The organism is Streptococcus sp. 2021WUSS126, from assembly GCF_044427255.1.
Classification (GTDB): Bacteria; Bacillota; Bacilli; order Lactobacillales; family Streptococcaceae; genus Streptococcus; species Streptococcus hashimotonensis.
The window spans coordinates 25,028-50,055 of sequence record NZ_JAOTGI010000009.1 but is presented as its reverse complement, the minus strand read 5'-3'; the positions used below and the strand labels follow the sequence as shown (position 1 = coordinate 50,055).

General features: G+C 41.7%; 27 protein-coding genes and 1 pseudogene. 6 read left to right on the top strand and 22 right to left on the bottom strand.

The window, feature by feature from the left end:
- Positions 1–13: 13 nt before the first annotated feature.
- The 10 genes and pseudogenes from ODU39_RS05345 to ODU39_RS05300 all read right to left on the bottom strand — a co-directional run bounded on the left by ODU39_RS05345 (position 14) and on the right by ODU39_RS05300 (position 9,281).
- A complete protein-coding gene (locus ODU39_RS05345) occupies positions 14–937 on the bottom strand; it encodes a YihY/virulence factor BrkB family protein (RefSeq protein ID WP_398580047.1) in 924 nt (307 codons plus the stop codon).
- A 47-nt stretch (positions 938–984) separates the two neighbouring features.
- Positions 985–1,845: a methionyl aminopeptidase gene (locus ODU39_RS05340; RefSeq protein WP_074411840.1), complete on the bottom strand. Its 861-nt coding sequence runs from the start codon at positions 1,843–1,845 to the stop codon at positions 985–987.
- The gene (locus ODU39_RS05335) at positions 1,842–2,414 is read right to left on the bottom strand and encodes a GNAT family N-acetyltransferase (RefSeq protein WP_044753953.1); all 573 of its coding nucleotides are present in this window, start codon (positions 2,412–2,414) and stop codon (positions 1,842–1,844) included. Before ODU39_RS05335 ends, ODU39_RS05340 begins: the two co-directional genes overlap by 4 nt.
- 95 nt (positions 2,415–2,509) lie before the next feature.
- On the bottom strand, positions 2,510–3,769 hold the full coding sequence (locus ODU39_RS05330; protein WP_398580048.1) for a UDP-N-acetylglucosamine 1-carboxyvinyltransferase: 1,260 nt from the start codon (positions 3,767–3,769) through the stop codon (positions 2,510–2,512).
- Between the two features lie 150 nt (positions 3,770–3,919).
- Positions 3,920–4,087: pseudogene (locus tag ODU39_RS05325) on the bottom strand (flavodoxin family protein); the annotation flags it as partial.
- A 79-nt stretch (positions 4,088–4,166) separates the two neighbouring features.
- A complete protein-coding gene (gene metK / locus ODU39_RS05320; protein ID WP_044672032.1) occupies positions 4,167–5,357 on the bottom strand; it encodes a methionine adenosyltransferase in 1,191 nt (396 codons plus the stop codon).
- 672 nt (positions 5,358–6,029) lie between these two features.
- Positions 6,030–6,872 carry a carbon-nitrogen hydrolase family protein gene (locus ODU39_RS05315; protein ID WP_398580049.1) on the bottom strand — a complete coding sequence of 281 codons (843 nt, stop codon included), beginning with the start codon at positions 6,870–6,872 and terminating at the stop codon, positions 6,030–6,032.
- 149 nt (positions 6,873–7,021) lie between these two features.
- Positions 7,022–7,489, bottom strand: a complete 468-nt coding sequence (locus tag ODU39_RS05310) for a cytidine/deoxycytidylate deaminase family protein (RefSeq protein ID WP_024389949.1) — start codon at positions 7,487–7,489, stop codon at positions 7,022–7,024.
- Between the two features lie 18 nt (positions 7,490–7,507).
- Positions 7,508–8,245, bottom strand: a complete 738-nt coding sequence (locus ODU39_RS05305; protein ID WP_398580050.1) for a hypothetical protein — start codon at positions 8,243–8,245, stop codon at positions 7,508–7,510.
- Position 8,246: 1 nt separating this feature from the next.
- The gene (locus tag ODU39_RS05300) at positions 8,247–9,281 is read right to left on the bottom strand and encodes a M42 family metallopeptidase (RefSeq protein WP_398580051.1); all 1,035 of its coding nucleotides are present in this window, start codon (positions 9,279–9,281) and stop codon (positions 8,247–8,249) included.
- A gap of 64 nt (positions 9,282–9,345) precedes the next feature.
- Between ODU39_RS05300 and birA the strand changes: the two genes are divergently transcribed.
- Complete coding sequence (gene birA / locus ODU39_RS05295; protein WP_002936838.1) at positions 9,346–10,302, top strand: bifunctional biotin--[acetyl-CoA-carboxylase] ligase/biotin operon repressor BirA; 957 nt, start codon at positions 9,346–9,348, stop codon at positions 10,300–10,302.
- On the opposite strand, the gene ODU39_RS05290 is transcribed toward birA, so the two are convergent.
- From ODU39_RS05290 to udk, 7 genes are all read right to left on the bottom strand, one after another.
- A complete protein-coding gene (locus ODU39_RS05290) occupies positions 10,268–10,456 on the bottom strand; it encodes a DUF3272 domain-containing protein (RefSeq protein ID WP_002936839.1) in 189 nt (62 codons plus the stop codon). The genes birA and ODU39_RS05290 overlap by 35 nt on opposite strands.
- Before the next feature lie 197 nt (positions 10,457–10,653).
- Positions 10,654–12,321 carry a DNA polymerase III subunit gamma/tau gene (dnaX, locus tag ODU39_RS05285; RefSeq protein ID WP_398580052.1) on the bottom strand — a complete coding sequence of 556 codons (1,668 nt, stop codon included), beginning with the start codon at positions 12,319–12,321 and terminating at the stop codon, positions 10,654–10,656.
- Positions 12,321–12,818: a GAF domain-containing protein gene (locus tag ODU39_RS05280; protein WP_044758508.1), complete on the bottom strand. Its 498-nt coding sequence runs from the start codon at positions 12,816–12,818 to the stop codon at positions 12,321–12,323. The genes dnaX and ODU39_RS05280 overlap by 1 nt, the downstream gene beginning before the upstream one ends.
- A 64-nt stretch (positions 12,819–12,882) precedes the next feature.
- Positions 12,883–13,152 carry a DUF1294 domain-containing protein gene (locus tag ODU39_RS05275; protein WP_002940218.1) on the bottom strand — a complete coding sequence of 90 codons (270 nt, stop codon included), beginning with the start codon at positions 13,150–13,152 and terminating at the stop codon, positions 12,883–12,885.
- A gap of 87 nt (positions 13,153–13,239) precedes the next feature.
- A complete protein-coding gene (locus tag ODU39_RS05270) occupies positions 13,240–13,371 on the bottom strand; it encodes a hypothetical protein (protein WP_398580053.1) in 132 nt (43 codons plus the stop codon).
- Positions 13,311–13,880, bottom strand: a complete 570-nt coding sequence (locus ODU39_RS05265; RefSeq protein WP_398580054.1) for a PadR family transcriptional regulator — start codon at positions 13,878–13,880, stop codon at positions 13,311–13,313. Before ODU39_RS05265 ends, ODU39_RS05270 begins: the two co-directional genes overlap by 61 nt.
- A gap of 1 nt (position 13,881) precedes the next feature.
- Complete coding sequence (gene udk, locus ODU39_RS05260) at positions 13,882–14,511, bottom strand: uridine kinase (RefSeq protein WP_002936217.1); 630 nt, start codon at positions 14,509–14,511, stop codon at positions 13,882–13,884.
- Between the two features lie 82 nt (positions 14,512–14,593).
- On the opposite strand from udk, the gene ODU39_RS05255 reads away from it, so the two are divergent.
- Positions 14,594–15,580, top strand: a complete 987-nt coding sequence (locus ODU39_RS05255) for a Gfo/Idh/MocA family protein (protein WP_398580055.1) — start codon at positions 14,594–14,596, stop codon at positions 15,578–15,580.
- The gene (locus ODU39_RS05250) at positions 15,570–16,652 is read left to right on the top strand and encodes a DEAD/DEAH box helicase (protein WP_205014932.1); all 1,083 of its coding nucleotides are present in this window, start codon (positions 15,570–15,572) and stop codon (positions 16,650–16,652) included. The genes ODU39_RS05255 and ODU39_RS05250 overlap by 11 nt, the downstream gene beginning before the upstream one ends.
- 66 nt (positions 16,653–16,718) lie before the next feature.
- Here ODU39_RS05250 and ODU39_RS05245 read toward each other — a convergent pair whose 3' ends face one another.
- The 3 genes from ODU39_RS05245 to ODU39_RS05235 all read right to left on the bottom strand — a co-directional run bounded on the left by ODU39_RS05245 (position 16,719) and on the right by ODU39_RS05235 (position 19,590).
- Positions 16,719–18,116 (bottom strand): polysaccharide deacetylase family protein, encoded by a 1,398-nt coding sequence (locus ODU39_RS05245; RefSeq protein WP_398580056.1) that lies wholly within the window; start codon positions 18,114–18,116, stop codon positions 16,719–16,721.
- Positions 18,117–18,408: 292 nt separating this feature from the next.
- A complete protein-coding gene (locus tag ODU39_RS05240; protein WP_012027559.1) occupies positions 18,409–18,792 on the bottom strand; it encodes a VOC family protein in 384 nt (127 codons plus the stop codon).
- Positions 18,793–18,897: 105 nt separating this feature from the next.
- Positions 18,898–19,590: a phosphoglycerate mutase gene (locus tag ODU39_RS05235; RefSeq protein ID WP_125070864.1), complete on the bottom strand. Its 693-nt coding sequence runs from the start codon at positions 19,588–19,590 to the stop codon at positions 18,898–18,900.
- Between the two features lie 225 nt (positions 19,591–19,815).
- Here ODU39_RS05235 and ODU39_RS05230 point away from each other — a divergent pair, with 225 nt between their 5' ends.
- The 3 genes from ODU39_RS05230 to ODU39_RS05220 all read left to right on the top strand — a co-directional run bounded on the left by ODU39_RS05230 (position 19,816) and on the right by ODU39_RS05220 (position 23,703).
- Entirely contained in the window at positions 19,816–21,000 is a 1,185-nt protein-coding gene (locus ODU39_RS05230; RefSeq protein ID WP_398580057.1) for an acetyl-CoA C-acetyltransferase, read from the top strand.
- 28 nt (positions 21,001–21,028) lie between these two features.
- Complete coding sequence (locus ODU39_RS05225; protein WP_398580058.1) at positions 21,029–22,183, top strand: hydroxymethylglutaryl-CoA synthase; 1,155 nt, start codon at positions 21,029–21,031, stop codon at positions 22,181–22,183.
- 260 nt (positions 22,184–22,443) lie between these two features.
- Complete coding sequence (locus ODU39_RS05220; protein WP_398580059.1) at positions 22,444–23,703, top strand: hydroxymethylglutaryl-CoA reductase, degradative; 1,260 nt, start codon at positions 22,444–22,446, stop codon at positions 23,701–23,703.
- Between the two features lie 20 nt (positions 23,704–23,723).
- Here ODU39_RS05220 and ODU39_RS05215 read toward each other — a convergent pair whose 3' ends face one another.
- Positions 23,724–24,191 carry a GNAT family N-acetyltransferase gene (locus ODU39_RS05215; protein ID WP_398580060.1) on the bottom strand — a complete coding sequence of 156 codons (468 nt, stop codon included), beginning with the start codon at positions 24,189–24,191 and terminating at the stop codon, positions 23,724–23,726.
- A 507-nt stretch (positions 24,192–24,698) separates the two neighbouring features.
- The gene (locus tag ODU39_RS05210; protein ID WP_024385016.1) at positions 24,699–24,974 is read right to left on the bottom strand and encodes an HU family DNA-binding protein; all 276 of its coding nucleotides are present in this window, start codon (positions 24,972–24,974) and stop codon (positions 24,699–24,701) included.
- Between the last annotated feature and the right edge of the window lie 54 nt (positions 24,975–25,028).

The following is a 25,028-nucleotide window of genomic DNA, read 5'->3' as shown; positions in this document are numbered from 1 at the left end:
GAATTCTCCCACCTCATTCTTTATCTATTGCTGTAAATCTTGCCTTTAGCCTATTCAAGATTGAAACAATATCCCCATCTCTGGCATGAAACTCTTCTACCTGCATACTTTGAACCGTAGCATTAATCATTGCACCAATGATGAGTACCTGAGCCATAAAAATGAACCAAAGCATAAAAACAAGAAAGACGACAGCTGTTACTATTCTAAAATCTAGCAATCGATTGGCATAATTATCAACATAAATCGAAAATAACTTTCCAATAGAAGTCATCGTCAACAGAACAAACAAGGTTCCTGGAAAAACATATCGAACTTTCTTTATCCGAACATTTGGCAAAAAGAAATAAAGCATAACCAAGGCGGCAAACAGAGCCATTAAACCTACTAACTGTGTTTGACTAAGAAGTCCCTTCAGCCAGGCATCTTCAATAGGAACCAGCTTATTAATATAAGAAAAAACTGCCTGCCCGAAAGTCAAAAGCGTAATACTTAAGAGGATAATTACCTGCAGACCAATTCCTAAAAATATGCCAATCAAGTGCCCAATAATAAAATCACGGTGTTCATTGATGCCATAAGCCTTATTAAAAGCCTTCTGCAAAATGGTCATACTACGTGACAGGGTCCAAAGAGTGGTCAGAATTGAAATCCCTAACCACGATGACGACGGCTTTGTTAATACAGAAGTGATAAAAGATGAAACCGAAGGATAGAGCTTGTCTGGCACAAATTCAGCTATAACCGATAAAATCATATCCACATCAAATGGATAATAGGGCAGTAAATTCGCAAGAGTTAGAAGAATAGGGAAAATAGAAATTAACAAATAGTAAGCTACTGCAACACTTGTTACATCGCTATCAGCAGAACGATAAAAAGAAAAGAAGGTTGAGCAGAATGTTTTCAAACCTTCAACTATTTTGGTTTTCTTCATTCTCTCCTCCTTCCTCATTCTCCTATTATTCACGACCTCTCCTAGAATTAATAGGTCCCTTCTTCACCTTGACTCGTCAAAATGACTGGACCATCCTTAGTAATGACAAACTGATGCTCATATTGGCAAGATAAGCCACCATCAAGTGTTTTGTGAGCCCAACCAGTCTTCATATCAGTATCGATTTCCCAAGTCCCTGTATTAATCATAGGCTCGATAGTCAAAACCATGCCCTCACGCAAACGGAGTCCACGCCCTTTAGTTCCATAGTGAGGAACCATCGGCTCTTCGTGGAAGGTTGGTCCAACGCCGTGACCCACCAAGTCACGAACAACACCGTAGCCCAAACATTCTGCATATTCTTGAATAGCTGCACCAATATCACCGATACGATTACCAACAACGGCTTGCTCGATACCACGATACAAACATTCCTTGGTCACGTCCATCAAGTTTTGAACTTCCTCAGAGACCTGACCAACCGCATAAGCCCAGCAGGAATCCGCACAACCACCACGATAGGTCTGGGTGATTTTCTTCATAGCCTTGACATCATTAAAGTTGAGCTTAGAAACATCAACTACCGCTTTGTCTAAGGGCTCACTCAAAACCATATCGACCTTCAGTAAATCACCTTCTTTAAGTTTGTAATGACGCGGAAAGGCATGAGCGACCTCGTCATTCAATCCACAACAAGTTGCATAAGGATAATCCATCAATTCTCCATCAACACCAATTTGGAGTGGCAAAACATTCTTTTCCTTACACGTTTTACGGACATATTCCTCTACTTCCCACATGTCCACGCCTGGCTTGATAATCTCTCGCAAACCAATATGAATACCAGCCAGAACATCTCCAGCACGGTTCATTGCATCAATTTCTCGTTGTGATTTAATGGTAATCATTCATTCTCCTCATACATTTCTAATTTAAAATCTGTCTTCTTCAAGCTAAATTTTAGATAATTTCTTGTTTTATGGCTATAGCGGTCACTTCCACGATACTGCGCAACCTGTACCAAACCAGCTTTTTTCGCCACCATCTGACTGGCCACATTTTCCTCATGTGTGACAATAATCAGCTCCCTCAGACCAAACTCATAAAAAGCTAGATAGACTAAAGTCCGCACTGCTTCCGTCATCAAACCTCTTCTCCAGTAGTCTTTTTTTAGGAAATAGCTGAGCTCCGCAGAAAGTTGACGTTCATCTATCTTTTCAAAGCAAAGCGCACCAATCATCCTCTCCGAATGCTTATCAACTAAGGCCCAGTTTCCCAATGGTGAACGCATAAATTTTTCAACCATTGTCGAAAAAGCAATATTTCTGTCCTCCAAAGCTGGAAAGATAAAAGGAAGATTTTCGGGATTTGATACAATTTCATAGAAACTTTCTCCATCTTCAAAAGAAAATGGTCGTAAATACAAACGGTCCGTTTCAAAGCAAGCAAACTTCGCTAGTCTTGTCCAAAGTGTCATAGTGTACCCAAGGGGCTGAGAATTACTCCCAGCCCCAGATTGTTTCGTTTTTTAAATCGATTACGTTTTGAGAAACTAGTTCTCAATTAGACTCTCTAATCCTCAATCAATTGAATATCTGCACCTAATTCTGTCAGCTTATCAATAATATTTGAGTAACCACGTAGAATAAACTCAATGTTTGTAATTTCTGTACGCCCTTGAGCCATTAAACCAGCGATAACCATTGCGGCTCCCGCACGCAAATCAGTAGCTTTAACAGATGTACCAGTCAGTTGATTTGGACCTTCAAAGGCAATATGGTTGTTACGAGTAGAGATTTTTGCTCCAAGATTTGCAAGCTCCTGCACATGACCAACACGTTTTTCATAAATCGTATCAACAATCGTACCAGTACCTTCTGCTTTAAGCAGTAAAGGTGTAATGGGTTGCTGCAAGTCTGTCGCAAAACCTGGATAAGGTGAAGTTTTCACACTTACCGTCTTTAATTTCTCTTGCTTTTCAACATAAATACTATCTTCAGAAATGGTCATGCGAACACCCATTTCTTCCAACTTAGCGATATAACTCTCTAAGTGTTCATAAAGGACATTATCAATGCGAATACCTTCACCAACAGCAGCAGCAAGGGCAATATAAGTCCCGGCTTCGATACGGTCTGGAATCACTTGATGACGTGTTCCTTTTAGACTGTCTACGCCTTCAATGGTGATAATATCTGTACCCGCACCACGGATACGTGCCCCCATATTGTTAAGCAACGTTGCTACATCAATAATTTCAGGTTCACGCGCCGCATTTTCAATTACTGTACGGCCTTCTGCTTTGACGGCTGCTAAAATAGTATTAACCGTCGCACCAACGCTGACAACATCCATGAAGATATGTGCCCCTTGAATACGCTGACCATTAGTTGCCAAGCGCATATAGTCACCTTCATAGGTTGTCTCAGCTCCCATTGCCGCGAATGCTTTCAAGTGCAAATCAATCGGACGCGGTCCCAAATCACAACCACCTGGCAAACCAACGACAGCTTGACCAAAGCGACCAAGGAGGGATCCGTAAAAATAGTAGGATGCACGCAAGCTATTAATTTTGCCAAACGGCATAGGCATGTCTTTTACACCACGAGGGTCAATCTCAAGCGTCTCACCATCACGCTTGACCGTCGCGCCCATTGTTTTCATAATATCAACTAAGCTATCTACATCCGAGATTGCAGGTACTCCGTCCAGAGTAACAATCCCGTCTGCAAGAATAATGGCCGGAATAAGAGCAACAACTGAGTTTTTTGCACCACTAACGGTAACCGACCCTTTCAGTGTTTTTCCACCATTAATTACAATTTTTCTCATACTAACATTCACTTTCTTAATTTGCCCAAAAAGGCATACGTTTCATTCTATCATAAAGTCTTGGAAAAAGCTAGTTATATAGCAAGCAAAAGGACCGAGCCAATGAACTCAGTCCTTCATATTTATATACTATTAGTGAATCTCTCTTCATCATTTATGAAAAATTCTCTGAATTTGCTCCCTTGCATCCACGAGATACAGCTCCAGCTCTTCCCTCGTTAAATAAGGTACTCGCCCATAGAAGATATGGTCAATGACTTGAACACCGTTGCTGTTGAAAAGCCATTCTGAAGTCAAGCTTTTCATCGCTTGATCAATGTGTAAAGCTTTCTTTTCTAGGATGTGCAAAGACAATTAACGCTTTCATAAACTTCTCACTAAATGGACAACTATTTCATTACAAAACCGCAGTTTTCAAGGCTTCCACCTTGTCCAATTTCTCCCATGGGAGATCAATATCGGTACGTCCCATGTGTCCATAGGCTGCAGTTTGCTTGTAAATCGGACGTTTGAGATCTAACATTTGAATAATTCCCGCTGGGCGCAAATCGAAAATCTGACGAACAGCTGCTTCTAATTTACTCTCAGCCACTGTACTTGTACCAAATGTATCGATGCGAACTGAAACTGGTTGAGCAACACCGATAGCGTAAGCCAATTGAACTTCAGCCTTTTTAGCCAAACCAGCTGCTACGATATTTTTTGCGATATAACGCGCCGCATAAGAGGCAGAACGGTCCACTTTGGTCGCATCCTTACCAGAGAAGGCACCGCCACCATGACGAGAATAACCACCATAAGTATCAACGATAATCTTACGACCTGTCAAACCAGAGTCCCCTTGAGGTCCACCAATAACAAAACGGCCAGTTGGGTTGATAAAGTAGTTTGTTTGATCATCCAGATAATGAGCTGGAATGATTTCCTTGATCACACGTTCAATGACATCCTGACGAATTTGCTCCTGGCTAACTTCTGGATCATGCTGGGTCGAAATAACGACAGTATCCACACGAACAGGTTGATTGTCTTCATCGTATTCAACTGTTACCTGTGACTTAGCATCTGGACGGAGATAAGCAATTTCACCAGATTTTCTCAACTCGGCCAAACGACGCACCAATTTGTGACTAAGTGAAATTGGCAACGGCATAAGTTCAGGCGTTTCATCTACTGCAAAACCAAACATGAGCCCCTGGTCACCTGCACCAATCAAATCCAATGGATCTTGACTAGCATCTTGACGAGTTTCCAAAGCTTCATTGACGCCTTGGGCAATATCTGGCGATTGCTCTACAAGTGACGGATGAACCCCAACCGACTCAGCTGAAAAACCATACTCACCTTTTGTATAGCCAATCTCCGCAATCGTATCACGTACCACACGGTTAATATCCACATAGGCAGTGGTTGAAATCTCTCCAAACACATGAACACTACCTGTATAAACAGCCGTCTCTGCCGCTACGTGCGCATCTGGATCCTCTGCTAAAATAGCGTCCAAAATGGCATCTGAAATCTGGTCTGCAATCTTATCCGGATGACCCTCCGAAACAGATTCAGACGTAAACAACTTACGTTCTGACATAAACATGTCCCCCTTAAAATAGAATATATGCTAGAAACCTAGCGGGTTACTAAGGTTACAAAGAACTAGTCGAAGACTAGTTCTTTGCGAAAGACTCCTGTCTTGAGCAAAGGAAAATCCTATTTGCGAAAGACTTCTGTCTTGAGCAAGGGAAATCCTATTTGCGAAAGACTCCTGCCTTGAGCAAAGGGAAACCCTATTTGCGAAAGACTCCTGCCTTGAGCAAAGGAAATCCTATTTGCGAAAGACTCCTGCCTTGAGCAAAGGGAAATCCTATTTGCGAAAGACTTCTGTCTTGAGCAAGGGAAAATTTCCAGATACATAACGAGAAAGACAATACCAGACTGTATGAAATCAGCCTTATTTAAAGAAAACGGTGACTGAAGTGTAGTAAAGTTTTTACGCTTACTATTCGATGTTACCAGCTTCTTTAATTGTGTTTCAAGTGTTTCTGCAAATATTAACTAGTCTATAAACTACCTTTTCGGGACTTAATAACATAACCATTATAACATGATTTGAGGCTTTTCGTCTTGTAAATCATACGCTTTTACTAAAAAACAGCAGAAAATAATCTGCTGTTTCAATGATAAGAGTAAATAAACTCGTACTGTTTGTGCTTACTTTTATTTCATTGTCTTACCGGTAAAAATTAGGATTTGTAGGAGACAACTATTCTTGCCCACCTCTTATAAATGGTTCTGAAACTGTAGTGTCCAATAATTCTTTATATGCGACTACCTTTCTGAATGTATTCCCCATCATTTCACTACTTCTATATTCTCTTATGGCATCCATATTAAAATCTGCATAATACAATCCTTCTGTCACATCATCTGCTAACATAATTGTATTATCCAGACAAATTCCGTTCTTGTCCCAGCAAATAGGACTGTATGCACAAGAACAACCTGCGTTTTCCCCATTAGCATTTGCCATAGCTATTCCAACCATATTCTCGTACGCTCGAGTGGATAAGGCTTGAATACGTGGCCTCATCGAACCACAATCATTTGGTACAAGAATAATTTCTGCACCCTTTAACATCAGCATTCTTGCACTCTCAGGATATTCCCTATCATAGCAAGTCATTATACCGATTTTTATGCCATCAACATCACAAACTTTAAATTCAGTTCCTGCCTCAACATCTTTTTCATCAGCAAAATCACAAGTATGTACCTTTGAATATTTCATCAATATTTCGCCGGACCTATTGATGACAAAAGCTGTATTTTGAGGTTGTCTTTTTCCTTTTGTAAATGATGTTAGTACAACACCTATATCGTACTCTTTTGCAACTTCGCATATTTTCATAATCACTTCGTCATCGCAGGATATACTTTTTTCATACGTCATCGGAAGTTCATAACCTGTTACAAAACATTCTGGAAGTAGCAAAATATCTGCTCCATTTTTTGCTGCTTCCTTCATAGAGCAGATTATAGTATCAATATTTCTTTTGATATTTGAAATTTCTGCACGAGCCTGTAAAATCGCTACTTTAAAAATCATATTTCTCTCCAAAATTCCTAGCTTATGAAGTATCCCTAATGAAAATCAGAGCAAAGAAGCGTCCCTACGACTGATTTTTAAATCTGTTTCTCTTGCTCTAGCGTCAGTTGTTTGTTATCCACCAGCGCCTCCTGAAATGTCTATCGCTTCTAAATAAATTCCGCTTCTGCGATAGCCTGTTTAACCACCTCTAGCGGCAAATGAACCAACTCACAGCCCTTTTCTTTATACAAGTACTGAGCATAGTCATCCATGCGGTATTCATTGATATAGACAACCCGCTTACAACCAACCTGTAACAATTGCTTGGAGCAGTTGAGACATGGAAAATGGGTCACATAGGCAGTAAAACCTTTTGGAATTCCCCGCTCCGCTCCTTGTAAAATGGCATTGACTTCCGCATGCAGGGTTCTAGCGCAATGACCATCAATCATAAGGCATTCCTGATCCAAACAATGTTCGGTTCCTGAAACAGAACCATTGTAGCCTGTTGCGATAACTTTATTGTCCTTAACCAAAACCGCACCGACCTTGGCTCTTTTACAGGTTGCCCGATTGGCAATCAAAAGCGCCTGAGCCGCAAAATACTCATCCCAAGCTAAACGATTTGTTGACATGACTTCTCCTTTCTCCACTCAATCCACCATCCCATAAAGCTCTGCCAAGTCCTGGGCTGTGACAATACCAACAAGATCCTCTGGCGAATGAAGCTTCCCGCTCGCCTGACGACTGACTAGGACGGTTGTGCGCTTACGCCCCTCAAAATAATTAATTACCTGATAAAGATGGGCTGTTATTGGCAGAACAATTACCTGAATACTATCTTCCTCACAAGCTAGTACGTCTTCGAGGCTAGCCCCCACCAATTTTTCACGTATAGAGCCCGTTTCCTTACTTGCCTTGGCCAACCAATTTGTCAATCCCTTGTCAGAAACCAGGCCTTGATAAACCTTGTCAGAAAAAATAGGAAACTTAGAAAAATGCTCTTGCTCCACAATTTCTAAAGCCTTTATCAATTTGTCCTTGGCCTCAAAAATAACCGGCTTAATTTTCTGGGTCTTTTGTAAATAGTCGGCAATGGTAACCGGTTCTTGGTACTGGGCTATCACTTTTTCCAAAACAGTGATCAATTCCTGCGAAGGTTGGGCTACTTCCTTCAAACCTGTTCGTTTCTCATGAACCATGAGATTACGCAACTGACGAGCTACATAGAGTTTATCCCAGTTCGCCTCAACGGGATTATGTCGCGTCAATTCCTTTGCCTTGGTCAACATAGAGCCTACATCTGCATATTCCCCATCCGCAACACCGCACACCCTACGCAAGACCTTATCCAAGTCATTGAATAACTCTAAAAAACGGGTTTCATTCATCTTAATCTACCATTGCTGATTTCAAATAGGCATCTACCATCCGCTCAGTCGCAACTACAGAATCCAAATGCGTCCGTTCATAGGAATGGCTGGACTCAATTCCCGCACCCAGTAGGGCATGCTTAACATCTGCACCTGCTCGCATAGCTGCCGAAGCATCGGAACCATAGTAAGGATAAATATCCAGCTTGTAAGGAATTCCATCTCTTTCAGCCAAGGCTATCAAGTGCTGACGGAGTTCATAATGGTAGGGACCTGAGCCGTCCTTGACACAGATAGAAACCGTGTACTCATCCGTCTGCTGGTCATCTCCCATTGCCCCCATATCGACTGCCAAATATTCAACCACCTGAGCAGGAATGCTGGAGTTAGCACCGTAGCCGATTTCTTCATTGTTTGAAAAATAGAAATGTGTCGTATAAGGCAAGGTCGCTCCCTCTTCCTTATAGACTTTCAAAAGATGAAGCAAGATAGCTGCGGATACCTTATCATCCAAGTGACGACTCTTGATAAAGCCAGTTTCAGTCACAACAGTCCGAGGATCAAATGATATAAAATCTCCGACTTCAATACCCAAGGCCCGCGTCTCGTCCGCATTGGTCACTTTTTCGTCCAAACGAATTTCCATATTGGTCTGATTGCGCTCAGCGGTGCTGGCATCTCGGTAGACATGGACAGAAGTTTGGTGCATCAAAATCGTACCTGTAAAGGTCTTACCATTCTTGGCACAATGAATTAAGCAGTTTTCTCCCTCGATAGAAGGGTATCCAAATCCTCCCACCAAATCCATTTTGAGTCGGCCATCTGGCTTCACTGCACGCACCATGGCCCCCAATGTGTCTAGGTGAGCAGTCACCATGCGATGTTCCTGGTCATTTTCCCCCGAAACTGTCACCAAAACACCACCTTTAGCGGTCTTACTAGCAGTATAGCCGAAACTTTCAACCTCTGCCTTGATGTAATTCATAATATCCGTCGTAAAACCAGTTGGCGACGGAGTGTTGGTCAATTTAATAATGTAATCAAGTGTCTTCATGAAAACCTCCTTATTTGAAACTATTATATCACGTTTTAGGTAATTTTTTTGCTATAATGAAGGTATGAAAACCTATCAGAAAATATATCTCCTTTTAAAAGAGAGAGAGGATTATGTCAGCGGAGAAGATTTGGCACAGGAATTGGGCATTTCACGGACATCCATTTGGAAGGCCATTCGCCAGTTAGAAACGCATGGTTTAACTATTGAGGCTGCCCGTAATCGTGGCTATAGATTAGCCGAAGGCGATTTACTCCTACCCGAATTAATCTCCCAGGAGCTTCAACTACCTGTCCATCTGAATATGGATAGCGACTCCACCCAGCTAGATGCCAAACAAGGTATTGAATCAGGTCATACTAGTCCTGCCCTGTATCTAGCTCCCTATCAGAATAAAGCCAAGGGACGATTTGGGAGACCCTTTTATGCCTCCAAGTCAGGTGGCATTTATATGTCGCTTCGTCTCTCTCCCAATGTTCCATTTCTAGAATTTAAGCCCTACACCATTTTAGCTGCAGCAGCTGTTGTGAAGGCCATTCAATCTCTTTGCGACTTGGACGTCCAAATCAAGTGGGTCAATGACATCTATCTCGGACACAAAAAGGTTGCTGGCATCCTCACTGAGGCTATCTCTTCCATGGAAAACCAACGGGTAACCGATGTCATTATCGGTGTCGGCATCAATGTCCGCATAGACGATTTCCCTAAGGAATTACAACAATCTGCCGGAAATCTTTTCGAGGAACAACCACCATTTACCCGCAACCAACTCATTACTGCCATCTGGAAAGCCTTCTTAGAAACCGATGAGAAGGAACTAATTGCCCTTTACAAAGAAAAATCACTTGTCGTTGGCCAACAAGTGAGCTTTGTAGAAAATCAAGTTGAATTTAAGGGTACTGCCATCGCTGTTACTGACACAGGAAACCTGGTTATCCAGTTAGATAACGGCAAAGCAAAAATTATCTCCAGCGGAGAAATCAGCCTTACTTCTTGGTCTGCTTCTCCACCAAACGAATAAATTTAGTCACCTTGTAAGCAAAATGAAGATTCCGATAGGCGATAAAGGCGTAGATACCTGCAATCAAGAAATCTCCTGTCAAAATCGATGCATTCATAAAATAAACAGCTAAAATAGTTGTAATGGCTAAAAAAAGAAATTGTGGAAGTTTCATAAAATAGATTATACCAAAAATTCAGTCAACTGGCTGAATTTTTATATGCTTTCTTGATAGGTTTCGATTCTTTTCTAAACAAGAAAACACCAACTAAATCAGTCAGTGTTTCTTAAGGAGATATGAAAAATATTTAGGATTGAATATAGTATAAAATATCTATCAAAACTATTCATCAGTCTTAGGACTGATATTTTTTAATCATTCAAAATCTCTACTGAGTCCGCTAGAAAGCCAAATTCTTCTGGAACTGGGCTTTCTTCTTTTTCTCTTTCTTGCGTTTTTTGCCCCTTGGCCTTGGCTGAAAATTCAGCACGAATACTTACCCAATCTTCCTGAGCAATGGCTAAAATCTGTGGCGAAAAACCTGCGGCCTTGCTGAGAATATTTCCAAACATGGTATTGAGATTGTCACGCTTCATAGTCTGTTCAGCATTAAGTGGAGAATCAAAGGCTAGAATCGCATGATTTTCATTTGCAGCGACTGGTTGAGAACCAACAAGCAAGGCACGATCTGCTCCTGATAAACTCTCAATAATTTCTCCCCAAGCATTCTGCAAGCGAGTCAAATTTTCACGCGCCAAGGTTGGATTTTCCATAGCTTCCTGCAAAATAGCATGAACCTTGCTGGTATCCAATCGGTACTTCTTCGGAGCCTGCGGCTTGCGTGAAACTGGCTTAACAGCACTTGGTTGACTAGATAATTGACCTAGTTGTTTCTGTAAATCCGCAACTTGTTGTTGCAGACTGGCTAGTTGCCCCAGTAAATCAGCTGGCAGCTCTGCCATTGCCCCCGAAGGAGAACTATCTTCAGCCAAACGAATGGTCATCATTTCAGCGTAAATCTTCGGTTGAGGACTGGACTTGATGTCCGCCAAACCCCTGGTCACCATCTCAATCATGGTAAAAATCCGTGCCTGCTCAAGAGCTAGATTTTCTGAAAAACCTGTTGTTAAATGCGTATCCTCACCACCCGTCTGCACGATAAGGACATCTCTCAAATAGTGCAAAAGATCTGTCGCAAAACGGCTCATACTCTTTCCTTGGTCAAACAAGGTTTGTAGATGCTGGAGAGCTGTGACACTATCCCCTTGACGCAGACTTGCCACATAGTCATCCAAGGCACGCAAGCTGATAGAACCCGTAATTTCCTCAGCAATTTCCAAGGTCACTTGCTGGTCCTGACTAAGGCTGAGAGCCTGATCCAAAATGGATAGGGCATCCCGCATCCCCCCTTCTGCCCGACGCGCAATGATCGTCAGAGCCTGCTCGTCAAAGATTAGCCCTTCCTTGGTCAAAATTGCAGCCAAGTGCTCCTGAATGTCCGTCACCTTGATGGACTTAAATTCAAATCGTTGCACCCTTGACAGAATGGTGGCAGGAATTTTGTGCAATTCCGTCGTTGCTAGAATAAAGACCACATTTTCAGTCGGCTCTTCCAAGGTCTTCAAGAGGGCGTTGAAGGCACCAGTAGACAGCATGTGGACCTCGTCGATGATATAGACCTTATAGGTCGCAAGACTAGGTGCATAGGTCGATTTATCACGAATATCACGAATTTCATCCACACCATTGTTGGAAGCAGCATCAATCTCAATCACATCTTCCAGGCTACCTTCCGTAATAGCCTGACAGATATAACAATCGTTACAAGGCTCGCCTCCAACCTGATTAGGACAATTCATGGCCTTGGCAAAAATCTTAGCTGCTGATGTCTTACCCGTACCACGAGGACCTGAAAAGAGATAGGCATGACTGATTTTCCCCTGTTCAATGGCCTGTTTGAGTGTGGTCGCAACCACCTCCTGCCCCACCATCTCCCCAAAGGTCTGGCTTCGGTACTTCCTATATAAAGCTTGGTACATTAGCGTTTTTCTCCAAACATAGCAAAATTCCAGTCCGTCTTCTCAACCAAGAGAGCAACGAACTTTTCTAGATAGTCTTGGTCAATCGTATCATAATCAGCTACCAATCTCGAATCCAAGTCCAAAACGCCCAGCAACTGGTCGTTTTTCACCATTGGCACAACGATTTCTGATAGGGCTGTCGCATCGCAGGAAATATAGTTATCATGTAGACGAACATCGTCTACGAGAATAGTCTGGCGCTTGGCTGCAGCCTCACCGCAGACACCCTTTCCAAGTGCAATATGAACACAGGAAACGCCACCCTGAAAAGGCCCCAAAATCAATTCTTGACCATCATATAAGTAAAATCCTGTAAAGACAGAGTTTGGTAGAGCTTGATTGAGCAAAGCAGAAGCATTTGATAGATTGGCTAAAGCATTGGTTTCACCATCAAGAAGAGCTTCCAATTGAGCCAATAATAGTTGATAATTTGAAATTTTTTCTTGTTTTGTCATAGGAACATTATAGCATAGTTAAGCCGACTTTTATAGTCCGAGCGATAAAGAAAAAGGCTTGCGCCTATTTCCACATCCAGTACATAATCACTGCATCAATCAATACCCCTATAGCCCAGGCTAGTTGAAAATACTTTTTCTGTGTCTTATGCCGAAAATGGGTTCCACCTGCCCAGGCACCCAGTCCGCCACCAAAATAGGACATGAGTAATAAGGTCTTTTCTGAAATCCGATAGGCGTTCTTTCTTGCCTTTCCTTTATCCATACCATAGGTAATGAAGACAACTAAATTCCAAACTACTAGCGCCATACTAACCATCTGTTTGATTGACATACATTCCTCCAATTAAGTCACATTTCTTCTTACTCTAACATAATCCAAAACAGGACACAAGGAAAAACGATTCGGAAATCCGAATCGTTACATTTCTGCCAGTGTATCCTCTAACCATTTGAGCTGGGCACGGTTGCGTTCAATAGCCCGTGTCAAAATCAAATAGTGTCCATAATTGTCTTGGATACTTTCCTTTCTGCCAGTGTATCCTCTAACCATTTGAGCTGGGCACGGTTGCGTTCAATAGCCCGTGTCAAAATCAAATAGTGTCCATAATTGTCTTGGATACTTTCCTTGGTTGAGAACAGCTCAACTTTACGACTGTCTAGGTGTTTTAAGTGCTTGGTGACTAGTTCAATTTGACTCTGCAACAAACCAGGAATCCGTGGGTCATCCTTTTCACGGATAAAAAACATCTTGATTGAAAACAAGTCTTTTTGCTGAGGCGTTTCTTCATTTGGAATGGATAGCCATTCGTCTAAAATCTGACGACCAGTAGCCGTCATCGCATACTGCTTTTCCTTTTCATTTCCAGGTACTGCATGACAAGTAATTAATTCTTCCTTGGTCATACGCTTTAATTCTGGATAGACTTGGCTATGGGCAACCTGCCAAAATTCGCCTAAATCACGTTGAACATAGTCGGTAATCTGTTTGCCAGTTACCATCTGACCGCTAGCACCCATAATCCCTAATATGATATGAGGTAATATTCTTTGCTTGGGCATCTTAACCACGCTCTCTTAATATACTCTCCACCTTGGTGTTAATCAAGTCGATGGCTACAACGTTGCTGACGCCTTCAGGAATGACGATATCTGCATAGCGCTTGGTTGGCTCGATAAACTGGTGATACATTGGTTTCACCACCGAGGTGTACTGCTCAATGATACTATCTAAGCTACGGCCACGCTCTTCCATGTCTCTCTTAATGCGGCGAATGATACGAATATCGTCATCAGTATCGACGAATATCTTAATATCCATTAAATCCCGCAACCGTTTGTCTTCCAATACTAAAATACCTTCCACAATAAATACATCTTGTGGTTCCTGACGATAGGTTTTCTCTGAACGTGTGTGCTGAGTGTAATCATAAATCGGAATATCCACTGAACGTCCTGCTAATAGCTCACTGATATGGTAAATCATCAAATCCGTATCAAAAGCCAGTGGATGGTCATAATTGGTCAGTATCCGTTCTTCAAAGGTCAGGTGGGACTGATTCTTATAATAAGAATCGTGTTCAATCATAGATATACGAGCATTTGGGAAATTATCCAGAATGGCACGCGACACACTTGTCTTGCCACCCCCAGATCCGCCGGTTACGCCAATAATAATGGGTTTCTGAGTCATCATCATCTCCTTCTATTTTCAATACTATTTTACCATGAAACATGGTATAATGAAAAGGATAACACAAAAGAAATGAGAATTTATGCTTAATTTTGGTATTGTTGGCACCTCAGATATCTCTCATCGTTTTATAGAGGCGGCCCATTTAAGTGGACATTATCAGCTACAGGCTGTTTTCTCCCGTAAACTAGAAACTGCTGCTGTCTTTTCAGAGCAGTATGAAGGAGTCGATTTATACACAGAATGGGTAAAATTTCTTTCTGCTCCCATTGATGTTGTCTATATTGCCAGTCCAAATGCCCTGCACTTTGAACAGGCAAAAGCGGTTCTAGCTGCTGGTAAACATGCTATTGTTGAGAAACCCATTGTTTCTACACCTCAGGAATTAGGACAATTGCGTCGCGTTGCCCAAGAAAATAATGTTTGCCTCTTTGAGGCTGCTCGAAACTATCACGAACAGGCTCAAACCATTATCCGTGAATTTTTGACGGATAAAACGATTTTAGGTGGTTCATTTGGGTATGCCAAGTATTCTTCTAAGATGCCTGAATTGTTGGCTGGGCAAATGCCAAATATCTTTTCAACTGTTTTTTCCGGTGGTGCTCTCATGGATCTAGGTATCTATACGCTCTACGCCGCTATCGGCATTTTGGGAACTCCCAGAACGGCCCGCTATGTAGCACAACAGCTACCTTCTAGTATTGACTTAAATGGTTCGGGACAACTCATTTATGACAACTATATCGTCCACATTCAGGCAGGAAAAAATATTACGAGCAATCTAGCAAGCGAAATCTATACAAATGATGGAACACTAACACTCAACGCATGCCAGCATATCAGCTCTGCTATTTTCACAAAACATGACGGAGAGCAAATTGTTTTACCAATCCAAGCGGCCCAGCACCCTATGCTCGAAGAAGCGCTAGAAATTGCACAGGCAATCAAGCAACAAAACCGCGAGCTTGTGGACCAGTGGTTGGCTGTAGCAGAAAGCGTCCATCAAACACTTTACACCATGCGTCAAGACGCAGGAATAATCTTTAAGGCGGATAACAATGAAATCTAAATTTCCCTCCAGCTGGACGGACCAGCTTACCCTACTTGGCTTTGAGGACTTTACTCCTATCCAAGTCCAGGCCTTTGAGCCTATTGCAAACGGCAAGTCCCTTCTAGCTATCAGCCCAACAGGCACAGGAAAAACCCTTGCCTACCTCTGGCCTAGCCTATTAGCCCTAACTCCTAAAAAAGCCCAACAATTACTCATCCTCGCACCAAATACAGAGCTGGCTGGCCAAATATTTGATGTTTGTAAGACTTGGTCGGAGACAATTGGGTTGACTGCTCAACTATTCTTATCTGGTTCCAGTCAAAAACGCCAGATTGAGCGACTAAAAAAAGGACCAGAAATCCTGATTGGAACACCTGGTCGTATTTTCGAGTTGATTAAATTGAAAAAAATCAAGATGATGAATATTAACACCATCATCCTAGATGAATTTGATCAGCTATTCTCCGATTCTCAATATCAGTTTGTCGAAAAGATTATTAACTATGTACCTCGTGACCACCAGTTGATCTACATGAGTGCAACAGCTAAATTTGACCGTCAAAAAATTGCTCAAGACATTGAAAGCATTGATTTATCTGAGCAGAAATTGGATAATATCCAGCATTGCTATATGATGGTAGATAAGCGTGAACGTTTGGAAACTCTACGTAAGTTTGCCAATATCCCTGATTTTCGTGCTCTTGCATTTTTTAACAGCCTATCAGACCTTGGTGCAAGCGAAGATAAACTACTCTATAATGGAGTGAATGCAGTTTCATTGGCTTCTGATGTCAACGTAAAATTCCGCAAGGTCATCATCGAACGTTTCAAAAATCACGAACTCAATCTTCTACTTGCTACAGATATGGTCGCACGTGGTATCGATATTGACAACTTAGAATGTGTCCTCAACTTTGAAGTTCCTTTTGACCAAGAAGCCTACACTCATCGTTCCGGACGTACTGGGCGCATGGGCAAGGAGGGACTTGTCATCACCCTAGTATCTAGTCCTAGCGAACTAAAACAATTAAAAAAGTATGCCTCCGTCCAAGAAGTCATTCTCAAGAATCAAGAGCTCTACAAAATATAATGAACAATATACAAAAGGCTTAGAACCAGTGTTTCTACTAACATGATTCTAAGCCTTTTATCATTCTTACTGGGCTGGACCAGATAATTCCTGTGAATAATAGATTAATTGAGGATTGAGAGGACTACCGAGTAAGTCTGTTACAGTAACCATATTGTAGCCCTCGCCTGTTAAGTATTGCAATACAGACTCGAGGCTATCAACTGTTGACTGATGAATATCATGCATTAGGATAATACTTCCTGGACAAGTCTGTTCTTTTATTTCTTTCAAAATGGCTTGGGGATTGCGACTCTTCCAATCTTTAGAATCGACCGACCAATAAATCGATGGAAGTCCCATCTGATTGACAACAGCCTGGTTAACCGAACCATACGGAGGACGAACCATTGTTGGTACAATACCTGTAGCTTCAGTAATAGCTGCCTGTGTATCTTGAATTTCTCTCTGTACTTGCTCCCCAGAAATAGTGACTAGATTAGGATGATTCCACGTATGGTTGGCGATGACGTGCCCTTCCGCTACCATTCTACGGAGAATAGCTTCATTCCCAGCTACAGCCTTACCAACAACAAAGAAAGTTGCTTTGGCATTATATTTTTTCAATAAATCTAAAACTACCGGTGTCGTATTCGGATTTGGTCCATCATCAAAGGTTAGAGCTACCTGTCTCAAATGTTTCTTATCCACAACTTGTGCAGCCATATACTCATCATAGCCCACCTTATCAGCATCTACTAGATAATCACTCTTCACTACTGGGTACAAATCTGAAATTGGTAGAACCAACTGGTTAATGCCGTAACCATCTGGTAATTGTAAGGTTAATTGGCTGTCTCCATAACTAAAGGAAATAGCATTTAAGTCTAGCGTTTCAAACTTTTTGACAATCGCTTCTACATCAGTCTTTTCCATTCCTTGAGCAAGTAAGGCTTCTCTTAGATGATCAACAATAATACTTGCTGCAGAGGATAAATTAGGTAATAAATCTTCCAGGGTAAACAATTCATTGTCCTGCGTCAACAACACACGCTCAGACGGGAGTTTATCCTGCTTTTTAATTTGCAAGTTGTCTACTTTATAATGCTCCGCTTGAATTTCACGAGCTGTTACATTTTTAAAATTAGTTTTTCCCTCTATTGACGAAACAAAGACCAATTTTTGAATTTTTCCTGCTGGCTTTTTATGACCAAAGCGTCTTTGAACATAAGAAATCATTCGACTTTCTACAGGTCCTAAGACTTGACCTGCATCATCTGTAGGTAAGGCAGCCACAACATGGGTCGTATCAATATTTCCCTCTTGAATTTTGCCCTTGCCTTTAGCGAGGATGGTTTGTTGTTTTTCCTCGATAAACTGACTAACTTGTCTTTCTTGAAGTCCTGCAAATAACCATAAAGCCAAACTTACCATCATGCCGAGCAAGGCGATGTTGATTCCCAACCAAAAACTAACTTTTTTCATATCCAACCTCCCATTCAAAACATATATAAACTATGCTAAATCATTTAAAGGCTCTTGTCAAGACAGTTCTATAAAAACTCATAAAAAGATTAGGTAATACTCTTCGAAAATCAAAATTATCCGTTGTCAACTTGCCTTGATGAACTCCAGTTCTATCTTCGGCTTCGTTTCCTAGGCTACTTTTGATTTTCATTGAGTATAAATAATTGATTTACTTCCTAATGCCCTCCCTTCTGCCATTTTCTGATTTTTTTCTAAAAAGAAAAAGACTGCCTAGGCAATCTTTTCTAAATTAATCTGCACGAATGACTTCCACACGGTAGCCATCTGGATCTGTCACAAAATAATAACGACCTGGACTTCCTGGCAAGCCCTTGATGTCTGTCGTTGGATAGCCCAATTCTTTATGCTTAGCATTATCACCTTCTAAATCATCTGAAGAAAGAGCTAGATGCGAGAAGCCATCCCCTACGATATAGGGACCATGATCATAATTGTAGGTCAATTCAATCTCAAAGTCATCCCCTTCAAGTGCTAAGTAAACCAAGGTAAACTTGTGCTCTGGATAGTCCTTGCGACGGGTTTCCTTAAATCCAAATGCTTCTTCATAAAATTTTTGAGATGCTTCTAAGTTCTCAACACGCAAACATGCATGTAGCATTTTTTTACTTGCCATAATAAACTCCTCCTACCATTTAATACCACCAGTATACCATACTCTCTATGAAAAATCCGATATTCAAAACTAAAAAAGCCTGAGCGAGCTCAGGCCTTAAATGAATTATGCTTCCAAGTAGTACTCTTTCACAATGTTCAAGTTTTCATCCAATTCGAATACAAGTGGTGGGAAGTTTGGAATTTCCACATCCATGATTTCGTCATCAGACAATTGTTTGATGTGTTTTACAAGAGCACGGATTGAGTTACCGTGTGCACCTACGAATACATTTTTACCGTCTTTCAATGCTGGAGCAATTTTATCTTCCCAGAATGGAAGGGCACGCTCAAGCGTTACTTTCAAGTTTTCTGCATCTGGAATAACTGAATCATCAAGGTGTGCATAGCGACGGTCAGTGTGTGCTGAATGCTCATGATTTTTAGCCATTTCTGGTGGCAAAGTATCATAAGAACGACGCCAGATGTGAACTTGCTCATCACCAAATTCAGCAGCTGCTTCAGCTTTGTTCAAGCCAGTCAAACCACCGTAGTGACGTTCGTTCAAACGCCATGATTTTTCAACTGGTACCCACAATTGATCTGCAGCTTCAAGAGCCAAGTTTGTAGTCTTGATAGCACGTTTCAATACAGATGTGAAAGCAAGGTCAAATTCGATACCTGCTTCTTTGATCAATTTACCTGCATCGATTGCTTGTTGTGTACCTTTTTCAGACAAATCAACATCAGCCCAACCAGTGAAAAGGTTAGCTTTGTTCCATTCAGACTCACCATGGCGAGCAAAAACCAATTTTACCATTTATGGATTCTCCTTTAAATTTTGAGGTTCCCCTCTTATACTTCTCTATTTTACACGAAAAGGTAAAAAAATGCCAGCCTTTCCACAATCTGTGTACGCTTTCATTACTCTTTCATGTAAATTCAGTCTCTAGACCTATCTTTCTTCTTAGAAAAAAGACAAAATAATGGTATAATAGTAAGGCTGAACACGACAGTTCAAAACGATACCACTATAGGAGTTATCATGAAAAAAGTAGCTATCGTGTCTGCCTATCGTTCTGCCATCGGCAGTTTCGGAGGTAGTCTGAAAGATATTGAAATCGCTGATTTAGGGGCGCAAGTCCTCGAAACAGCCTTAGCTAATAAAAACATCCCTGCAGACAGCGTTGATGAAGTTATCTTCGGAAATGTTCTATCAGCAGGACAAGGACAAAATATTGCACGTCAAATTGCTATTCGTGCAGGCATTCCTCAGACAGCCTCTGCCTATGCAGTCAATAAAGTCTGTGGTTCTGGTCTCAAATCAGTCCTTCTTGCCACACAATCAATCCTTCTCGGTGACAATGATGTAGTTGTGGCTGGAGGCATTGAAATCATGAGCCAGGCACCTTATCTATCCAAAACTAGCCGGTTTGGTAGTAAATTAGGGCATATTAGTCTGGAAGATTCCATGTTAACAGACGGTTTGACAGATGCCTTCAACGACTATCACATGGGCATTACTGCAGAAAATGTTGCTGAACGCTATCAAGTCAGTCGCGCAGAGCAAGATGCTTTTGCATACAGTAGCCAAGAGAAGGCTGCAAAAGCTATTGCTGAGGGAAGATTTGTTGACGAAATTGTTCCTATTAGACTAAAAAACCGGAAAGGCGAAACTATTTTTGCCACAGATGAGTATCCTCGTCTGACACCAATTGAAAAATTGGCAACACTCCGTCCAGCTTTCAAAAAAGATGGAACCGTCACCGCAGCCAATGCTTCTGGCATCAACGACGGCTGTGCTGTCTTGGTACTCATGTCTGATGAAAAAGCCAGTGAGCTAAATATCCAGCCACTCGCCTATATTGAGGCCTATGCAACAAGCGGTTTAGATCCTGCCTATATGGGGTTAGGTCCTATAACAGCTAGTCAAAAAACCCTTGAAAAAATCGGCAAATCCGTCGAAGATATTGACTTATTTGAACTCAACGAAGCTTTCGCAGCCCAATCAATTCCAGTTGTCAAACAACTCGGCATTAATCCTGCAAAAGTCAATGTCAATGGTGGTGCTATCGCCCTTGGACATCCAATCGGAGCTAGTGGTAGTCGAATCCTAGTCACTCTGATTCACGAATTAATCAAGCAAGAAAAAGAGCTTGGTCTTTGCTCACTTTGTATCGGAGGCGGTCAAGGCATCTCCCTAATCGTTTCCAATGCGCAAACAAGTTAACCTATCATTTGTACACAAAGGATATATTATGAACATCGGTATTGATAAAATCGGATTTGCGGCACCCGATTATGTTTTAGATTTGGCTGATTTAGCCCAAGCCCGCAATGTGGACCCAAATAAATTTAAGATTGGTCTTCTTCAGTCTGAAATGGCTGTAGCTCCTGTAACTCAAGATATTATCAGTCTTGGTGCAAAGGCTGCCGAAGCCATTCTGACAGAAGAAGATAAACAAACTATTGACATGGTTATTGTCGGTACAGAATCTAGCGTAGATCAAAGTAAGGCTGCTGCCGTCACCATTCATGGATTACTCGGTATTCAGCCCTTCGCTCGCTCCATCGAGATGAAGGAGGCCTGTTACGGTGCAACCGCTGGACTAAGTCTTGCCAAAAGCCATATCGCTCAATTCCCAGAATCAAAAGTCCTAGTCATTGCTAGTGATATTGCAAAGTATGGAGTCGCTTCTGGCGGTGAACCTACTCAAGGTGCTGGTGCAGTTGCCATGTTGGTAACCGCAAACCCACGAATTTTGGTCCTAAACAATGATAATGTCTGCCAGACACGTGACATCTACGACTTCTGGCGTCCTAACTACGACAAATATCCACGTGTTGATGGTAAATTTTCAACTGAACAGTACACCGATTGCTTGACGACAACTTTCGACTACTATCAACAAAAAACAGGCAAAACCCTCAACGATTTTGCTGCCATGTGCTTACACATTCCTTTCTCCAAGCAAGGTCTTAAAGGATTGCAGGCTATCACTCAGGACGAAGAAACATTGGAACGTTTGACAGAGCGTTTCCAAGAAGCAATCGTCTATAATAAGGTTGTCGGCAACATCTACACTGGCTCTATCTTCCTCTCCCTCCTTTCCCTTTTGGAAAATAGCAGAGCTTTAGAGACAGGGAATCAAATCCTCTTTTATAGCTATGGTAGCGGCGCTGTCTGTGAAATTTTCAGCGGTCAACTCGTTGAAGGTTATCGCGACCACTTACAAGAAAATCGTTTAGAACAACTCAATCAGCGTACAAAACTCAGCGTTAAGGAATACGAACAAGTCTTCTTTGAAGAAATTATCCTTGATGAAACTGGTTCATCCCTTGACCTACCAGAAGACCAAACTCCCTTTGCCCTTATCAAAGTGGACAATCACAAACGTATCTATCGTAAATAAACATTTTACCTATCATTCATTATTCCAATGAATGATAGGCTGATCGAATTTCCAGCACACTTTTCACAGTTAGCGTCAACATCTCAGCGCAGTGGTTGATTGTCAGATTTATTCGTGTTATTACACTCTAAATCTGACCTAATCAACTGTGCGGGGGCGGGAAGACGAACTCTTTTCTATCAGTCAAGTTCTTTCCCACTCCCCAAAACGGCGCCCTTTGGCTCTCACCAAGGGGCGCTTTCCTATAGAAAGAGGAACCTATGTCAACTTTTTCCGGATTTTATAAAAAATCACGCCAAGAGCGCATTGATATTCTCCGTCAGAATCGTTCCCTATCAGAAGATAGCTTAGACATTCTATACAAAGACAAAAACCTGCCAGAAGCAATTGCGGGAAAGATGGCAGAAAATCATCTAGGAACGTTTTCCTTACCTTTTTCTGTACTTCCAGAACTTCTAGTGGATGGACAAACTTATTCTGTACCGATGGTTACTGAAGAACCTTCTGTGGTTGCAGCTGCGTCTTTCGGAGCCAAAATCATCGCTAAATCTGGCGGTTTTACAACGACTATTCACAACCGTATCATGATTGGACAAGTTGCTCTCTACGATATTTCGGACCTTAGCAGAGCGACACAGGCGATTCTTGACCAGAAGGAGAGTATTTTAGCGACTGCCAATCAAGCACACCCTTCTATTGTTAAACGAGGGGGCGGTGCAAGAGAATTGACTGTTGAGAGTAAAGATGAGTTTTTGATTGTCTATCTTAAGGTTGATGTACAAGAAGCCATGGGAGCCAATATCCTCAATAACATGTTAGAAGCTGTTAAGGATGATTTAGAAAAGCTCAGCAAGGGACAGGCTTTGATGGGAATCCTCTCCAACTATGCAAAGGAGTCACTGGTCACCGCCCAATGTCATATTGCCATCTCTAGTCTGGCTACCAGCTCTGCCATTGCTCAAGAAACTGCTCAAAAAATAACCCTGGCAGGCAAACTGGCGCAAGTGGACCCTTATCGTGCTGCGACACATAACAAAGGGATTTTTAATGGTATAGATGCTGTCGTTATCGCTACAGGAAATGACTGGCGGGCAGTCGAAGCCGGGGCTCATGCTTATGCCAGCCGTGATGGGCAATACAAGGGGCTTTCTACTTGGTCCATTGATGGCGAGCACTTGGTCGGCTCCATCACCCTACCTCTTCCGATCGCCTCCGTCGGTGGCTCTATCGGGCTCAATCCAAAGGTAGCCGTCGCTTTTGACCTTCTCCAACAACCAAAGGCGCGCCAATTAGCTTCTATCACCGCTTCTATCGGTCTCTGTCAGAACTTTGCTGCCCTGCGTGCTCTTGTTACTTCAGGGATTCAGGCTGGTCACATGAAGCTCCACGCAAAATCCCTAGCGCTACTTGCTGGTGCCGAGGAGCATGAAGTAGACCAACTAGCCCAACTCCTGCGAAAAGAAAAGCACAGCAACCTAGAAACTGCTCAAAACTTATTAGCAAAAATGAGAGAACATTAAAAAGAGGGACTCCCTCTTTTTTAATTTATTATTTGCTCCATACGGAACTTTTGCGGTTTCATTCCTTGGCGTTCATAAAAACGGACAGCTCCTGCATTGTCAGCCCATACATCCAAGGTAAGATTGTGGCAACCCTGCTCCTTAGCATAGGAAAGAGCAAATTCATAAAGTTGCTCGCCAATTTTTTGACCACGCGCCGAATTGGCTACACACAAATCATCAATAAACAAGGTTTTAACTGGTTCTAAAACATCGCCTGTTGCGATAGATAATTCACAAAAAAGATGCCCAACCACTTGTCCCTCTAGCTCAAAGACAAAAATAGGCTTATTTGGATTTTCCAAAAGTGCTACTAATTCAGCCTCAGAAAATTTTTGACCTGCACTTTTAAAAATATCTGGTCGTGCCTGGTGATGCACCTGTAAAATATCTTGAAGCAATTCATTTAAAACTGGAATATCAGATTGTCTAGCTTTACGGATTGTCATAAAAAATCTTCCCTTTTTTATTTTTTCTATTATAACACATGTTTATTTTTTAACAAAATAGGTCTACAGACCGATGAAGAATCTGAAAATTCGAGTATACTATAAGTGTATCCTAAAATTTTTCATAAATCTCCTAAAAAATCAGCTGGCCAAGGCTGGTTTTTTTGTTGTCTTAAAACGAGAATGTGTACTGTAGAAAACTACTAATACTCTTCGAAAATCAAAATTAACCGTTGTCAAGAGCCTTGATGGGTGAAAAGCTCCAGTGGAGGTTTTCAGCCTGTTACCTTGAAATAAGAAAGTAACAGAGTTCTATCTTCGGCTTCGTTTCCTAGGCTACTTTTGATTTTCATTGAGTATAAAGCTTCTCCATCTTTGACGCAAAATGCTTTTGCTTCATTTCTAACCTCCCAGAGTCACTCCCCTGACTCTGGGAGCCCCAAAACACAGAAAAAAGCCTACTGCACAACGCAGAAACGTTGCTACAATAGGCTTTTTCACGTTAAATTATTTTACAGCGTCTTTAAGAGCTTTACCAGCTTTGAATGCTGGAACTTTTGAAGCTGCGATTTCGATTTCTTTACCAGTTTGTGGGTTGCGACCTTTACGTGCTGAACGCTCACGAACTTCAAAGTTACCGAAACCGATCAATTGTACTTTTTCACCAGCTGCAAGGTAGTCTGCTACTGCTCCGAATACTGCATCAACAGCTGCTGCTGAGTCTTTTTTAGTCAATGAAGTTGCTTCTGCAACTTTTGCAATCAAATCTTGTTTATTAGCCATTTGCTAAGTCCTCCAATAATTTTCTGAGTTATTACTCACTTCTATATAGTACCG

Excerpts from the sequence above, each read along its gene's own strand:
- ODU39_RS05345 (WP_398580047.1), bottom strand. The coding sequence starts at position 937 with ATGAAGAAAACCAAAATAGTTGAAGGTTTGAAAACATTCTGCTCAACC.
- ODU39_RS05340 (WP_074411840.1), bottom strand. The coding sequence starts at position 1,845 with ATGATTACCATTAAATCACAACGAGAAATTGATGCAATGAACCGTGCT.
- ODU39_RS05335 (WP_044753953.1), bottom strand. The coding sequence starts at position 2,414 with ATGACACTTTGGACAAGACTAGCGAAGTTTGCTTGCTTTGAAACGGAC.
- ODU39_RS05330 (WP_398580048.1), bottom strand. The coding sequence starts at position 3,769 with ATGAGAAAAATTGTAATTAATGGTGGAAAAACACTGAAAGGGTCGGTT.
- metK (WP_044672032.1), bottom strand. The coding sequence starts at position 5,357 with ATGTCAGAACGTAAGTTGTTTACGTCTGAATCTGTTTCGGAGGGTCAT.
- ODU39_RS05315 (WP_398580049.1), bottom strand. The coding sequence starts at position 6,872 with ATGATTTTTAAAGTAGCGATTTTACAGGCTCGTGCAGAAATTTCAAAT.
- ODU39_RS05310 (WP_024389949.1), bottom strand. The coding sequence starts at position 7,489 with ATGTCAACAAATCGTTTAGCTTGGGATGAGTATTTTGCGGCTCAGGCG.
- ODU39_RS05305 (WP_398580050.1), bottom strand. The coding sequence starts at position 8,245 with ATGAATGAAACCCGTTTTTTAGAGTTATTCAATGACTTGGATAAGGTC.
- ODU39_RS05300 (WP_398580051.1), bottom strand. The coding sequence starts at position 9,281 with ATGAAGACACTTGATTACATTATTAAATTGACCAACACTCCGTCGCCA.
- birA (WP_002936838.1), top strand. The coding sequence starts at position 9,346 with ATGAAAACCTATCAGAAAATATATCTCCTTTTAAAAGAGAGAGAGGAT.
- ODU39_RS05290 (WP_002936839.1), bottom strand. The coding sequence starts at position 10,456 with ATGAAACTTCCACAATTTCTTTTTTTAGCCATTACAACTATTTTAGCT.
- dnaX (WP_398580052.1), bottom strand. The coding sequence starts at position 12,321 with ATGTACCAAGCTTTATATAGGAAGTACCGAAGCCAGACCTTTGGGGAG.
- ODU39_RS05280 (WP_044758508.1), bottom strand. The coding sequence starts at position 12,818 with ATGACAAAACAAGAAAAAATTTCAAATTATCAACTATTATTGGCTCAA.
- ODU39_RS05275 (WP_002940218.1), bottom strand. The coding sequence starts at position 13,152 with ATGTCAATCAAACAGATGGTTAGTATGGCGCTAGTAGTTTGGAATTTA.
- ODU39_RS05270 (WP_398580053.1), bottom strand. The coding sequence starts at position 13,371 with ATGGTTAGAGGATACACTGGCAGAAAGGAAAGTATCCAAGACAATTAT.
- ODU39_RS05265 (WP_398580054.1), bottom strand. The coding sequence starts at position 13,880 with ATGCCCAAGCAAAGAATATTACCTCATATCATATTAGGGATTATGGGT.
- udk (WP_002936217.1), bottom strand. The coding sequence starts at position 14,511 with ATGACTCAGAAACCCATTATTATTGGCGTAACCGGCGGATCTGGGGGT.
- ODU39_RS05255 (WP_398580055.1), top strand. The coding sequence starts at position 14,594 with ATGCTTAATTTTGGTATTGTTGGCACCTCAGATATCTCTCATCGTTTT.
- ODU39_RS05250 (WP_205014932.1), top strand. The coding sequence starts at position 15,570 with ATGAAATCTAAATTTCCCTCCAGCTGGACGGACCAGCTTACCCTACTT.
- ODU39_RS05245 (WP_398580056.1), bottom strand. The coding sequence starts at position 18,116 with ATGAAAAAAGTTAGTTTTTGGTTGGGAATCAACATCGCCTTGCTCGGC.
- ODU39_RS05240 (WP_012027559.1), bottom strand. The coding sequence starts at position 18,792 with ATGGCAAGTAAAAAAATGCTACATGCATGTTTGCGTGTTGAGAACTTA.
- ODU39_RS05235 (WP_125070864.1), bottom strand. The coding sequence starts at position 19,590 with ATGGTAAAATTGGTTTTTGCTCGCCATGGTGAGTCTGAATGGAACAAA.
- ODU39_RS05230 (WP_398580057.1), top strand. The coding sequence starts at position 19,816 with ATGAAAAAAGTAGCTATCGTGTCTGCCTATCGTTCTGCCATCGGCAGT.
- ODU39_RS05225 (WP_398580058.1), top strand. The coding sequence starts at position 21,029 with ATGAACATCGGTATTGATAAAATCGGATTTGCGGCACCCGATTATGTT.
- ODU39_RS05220 (WP_398580059.1), top strand. The coding sequence starts at position 22,444 with ATGTCAACTTTTTCCGGATTTTATAAAAAATCACGCCAAGAGCGCATT.
- ODU39_RS05215 (WP_398580060.1), bottom strand. The coding sequence starts at position 24,191 with ATGACAATCCGTAAAGCTAGACAATCTGATATTCCAGTTTTAAATGAA.
- ODU39_RS05210 (WP_024385016.1), bottom strand. The coding sequence starts at position 24,974 with ATGGCTAATAAACAAGATTTGATTGCAAAAGTTGCAGAAGCAACTTCA.